3 protein-coding genes are annotated in these 2360 nt (G+C 70.6%); 2 read left to right on the top strand and 1 reads right to left on the bottom strand.

Annotation, left to right across the window (positions count from 1 at the left end):
• Positions 1-269: hypothetical protein (locus D7X12_RS43335; RefSeq protein ID WP_158620224.1), on the top strand; the 269-nt coding region annotated here is incomplete at its 5' end.
• 114 nt (positions 270-383) lie between these two features.
• Here D7X12_RS43335 and D7X12_RS40885 read toward each other — a convergent pair.
• The gene (locus D7X12_RS40885) at positions 384-665 is read right to left on the bottom strand and encodes a hypothetical protein (protein ID WP_120630509.1); all 282 of its coding nucleotides are present in this window, start codon (positions 663-665) and stop codon (positions 384-386) included.
• Positions 666-903: 238 nt separating this feature from the next.
• Between D7X12_RS40885 and D7X12_RS40880 the strand changes: the two genes are divergently transcribed.
• Complete coding sequence (locus D7X12_RS40880; RefSeq protein WP_120630508.1) at positions 904-2259, top strand: RtcB family protein; 1356 nt, start codon at positions 904-906, stop codon at positions 2257-2259.
• Positions 2260-2360 lie beyond the last annotated feature (101 nt).

Genomic DNA, 2360 nt, shown 5'->3' with positions numbered 1-2360 from the left:
TCACCCTGCTGAACCGCGCGCAGGAGGCCGCACCGAAGCCCGCGCCTCCCGCCCCGCCGCACGCCCAGACCGGAAACCCGCACGCCTCCTCGCTGACGATGCCGCCCCGGGCCACGCTGCCCTTCCAGCCGGAGATGCGCCGCCTGGCGCCGAACGTCATGGCCCTGCGCGTGTCGCCGCAGGCGCGCTGGGTCATCATCCGCTCGGACAGCGCGCTGCAGGTGAGCCGTGCGGAGGTGCTGCCCGTCGAAGCACCCGCTGCCTCCTGAGCGGGGCCGGGGACCTGTCCGCGCGAGCGCCGCGCGGACACCCTGAAAACACCAAGGGCTCCGACGTCGCCGTCCGGAGCCCCCGTGCTGCTTTCCGCCTGTCTTCCCGGCGCCCTACATCGACACGGACTTCGCGGGGTCGATGAGGCTCTGCAGCGGGTTCTTCGGGTCCGTGGCTTCCTGCGTCTCTTCCGGCTCGTAGGCGCGGACCTGTGCCTCGCAGTGGTTGCTCTTCCGGTTCTGGTGGCAGTGCCGGATGCCGTAGACGTGGTGGCACCCGCATGGATCCACGCGCTTCTTGGCGCACAGCGACGGGTTGAACACCGGCCCCGCGCTCAGCTCCACCGGCCCCGCCTGCAACGCCACCGCCAGCACCACCCCAGTCAAAAACCCCATCGCCCACCCCCTTGATGCACGACAGAGAAATGGGAATGGCGATCCGCTACCGCAAGCCCCAGGCTTGTATGACCGCCGATCAATGCACTGCCGTCCAACACCGCAGTCCGCCACCGGGAACTCCCGCCCCGCCCCCACCAGGCAGGCAGCCGTCCCAATGTCCTGAAATCACCGTCTCGTCAGGGTGGAGGGAGGGCTCCGTCCCTGCCGCGGGTTCATCCACCTGGGGTCTTGCGCCATGAGCTGGAAGCAATGTCTGGAAAAGGTCGCCGAGGGTCACTACGTCCTGCCCCGCACGAAGACGATGCGCGTGCACGCGGACCTGTTCCTCTCCGACAAGCTCCTCTGGGGTGAGGGCGGCCCGGAGTCCCCCGGCCTGGAGGAGACCGTCTTCGACCAGATCGTCAACGCCGCCACCTTCCCCGGCGTCACCCGCGTCGCCATCACGCCCGACTGTCACGTGGGCTACGGCGTCCCCATTGGCACCATCGTGGAGACGGACGGCGTCCTCCTGCCCACCGCCGCCGGCTACGACATCGGCTGCGGCATGGTCCAGCTCCAGACCTCCCTCACCGTGGAGGACGTGGCCGACCCCGCGAAGCGCCGCCAGTGGATCAACGAGGTCACGCAGCGCATCGCCGTAGGCGTGGGCGCCGAACGGGCGCGCAAGCAGCGGCGCCTCAACGAGAGCACCGTGAAGGAGGTCCTGCGCCACGGCGCCAAGGCCCTGGGCCGCGGCAGCTCCGTCACCGAGCGCGACTTCATCCCCGTGGAGGACACCGGCGTGGACATCCCCGTCCGCGCCTATGACAAGCGCGGGCAGCTGGGCAGCCTGGGCGGCGGCAACCACTTCACCGAGATGCAGGTGGACGAGCAGGGCCGCGTCTGGGTGATGCTCCACACCGGCAGCCGGGGCTTCGGCTGGAACATCGCCAAGCACTTCTTCGTGGAGGGGGCCGCGCACCTGGGCCTCAAGAGCCGCAGCGAGGACCTCATCTGGCTGGACGCGGACAGCGCGCTGGGCCGCGACTACTGGAACCTCCACAACATGGCGGCCAACTTCGCCGTGGCCAACCGCCTGCTCATCGGCGAGGCCGTGTGCGGCGCCCTGGAGGACGTGTTCGGCGGCACCGCGAGCATCTACTACGAGATCTCCCACAACCTCATCCAGCGCGAGGCCGGGAAGTTCGTCGCCCGCAAGGGCGCCACGCGGGCCTTCCCCGGCGGCCACCCCGCCCTCAAGGGCACGCCCTGGGAGGCCACCGGCCACCCCATCCTCATCCCCGGGTCCATGGAGACGGGCAGCGCCATCCTCTTCGCCGAACCCGGCGCGGAGAAGTCCATCTACTCCGTCAACCACGGCTCCGGCCGGCGGCTGTCCCGGGCCGCCGCGCGCCGGCAGCTCCAGCAGGCGGAGACGGACCAGCGCATGAAGGAGGCCGGCATCCTGCTCAACACCCGCGTCACCCCGCTGGACGAATCCGGCCCCTGCTACAAGAACCTGGACGACGTCCTGGAGACGGTGGAGCAGGCGGGACTCGCCCGGGTGGCCCACCGCCTCAAGCCGGTGGCCTGCATCAAGGGCGCGGACTGAGGCACTCCTGCCCCCCTGGGCCGTACCCCGGGGGGCTCCCCGGGGGGCTCGTTGTAGAGACCGGGCGGCGGTAGAGTGGTGGCCCGCCTGGAGCCCCACCC

It is taken from the genome of Corallococcus sicarius (assembly GCF_003611735.1).
Classification (GTDB): domain Bacteria; phylum Myxococcota; class Myxococcia; order Myxococcales; family Myxococcaceae; genus Corallococcus; species Corallococcus sicarius.
The sequence above is the reverse complement of the archived record's forward strand: the minus strand, read 5'-3'. Positions and strand labels throughout refer to the sequence as shown.